Here is a 770-nt window from a genome sequence, read left to right as displayed (position 1 = left end):
CGTGCAGACGGTTCCGTTGACTTTGATGACGGTTCAAAAACTGAAAATACCCGTGTGTCCTACCCGATTTATCACATTGATAACATTGTTAAACCGGTTTCCCGTGCAGGCCACGCAACGAAAGTCATTTTCTTAACTGCAGACGCATTCGGCGTATTGCCACCGGTTTCTAAATTGACTCCGGAACAAACCAAATACTACTTCTTATCCGGTTTCACTGCAAAATTAGCGGGTACAGAACGTGGTATCACCGAACCAACCCCAACCTTCTCTGCGTGTTTCGGTGCAGCATTCTTAACTTTACATCCAACTCAATATGCGGAAGTGTTGGTTAAACGTATGCAAGCGGCAGGTGCGGAAGCTTACTTAGTGAACACCGGTTGGAATGGTACAGGTAAACGTATCTCTATTAAAGATACTCGCGGTATTATCGACGCCATCTTAGACGGTTCAATCGAAAAAGCCCAAATGAGCGAATTACCGATCTTCAATTTAGCAATTCCTAAAGCCTTACCGGGCGTTGATTCTGCTATCTTAGATCCGCGTGACACTTACGCAGACAAAGCCCAATGGGAAGCGAAAGCGAAAGACCTTGCCGGTCGTTTCGTGAAGAACTTCGAAAAATATGCAACAAATGCTGAAGGTAAAGCATTAATTGCTGCAGGTCCTAAAGCGTAATCTTCTGATATGTTATAAAACGCTGTATTAAAAAATAAATTGAACGGCCATCACATCATGAATGTCATGGCCGTTTTTTTACACTGAATTCA

The 770-nt window shown here is 43.4% G+C and carries 1 protein-coding gene; it reads left to right on the top strand.

All coding sequences use genetic code 11. From position 1 onward, the window contains the following. Nucleotides 1-678: phosphoenolpyruvate carboxykinase (ATP) (locus tag QZ106_RS00705; RefSeq protein ID WP_295973022.1), on the top strand; the 678-nt coding region annotated here is incomplete at its 5' end. Nucleotides 679-770 lie beyond the last annotated feature (92 nt).

It is taken from the genome of uncultured Aggregatibacter sp., assembly GCF_901873365.1.
GTDB lineage: Bacteria > Pseudomonadota > Gammaproteobacteria > Enterobacterales > Pasteurellaceae > Aggregatibacter.
Note: the sequence above shows the minus strand (reverse complement) of the source record. Positions and strands in the feature narration are given on the sequence as shown.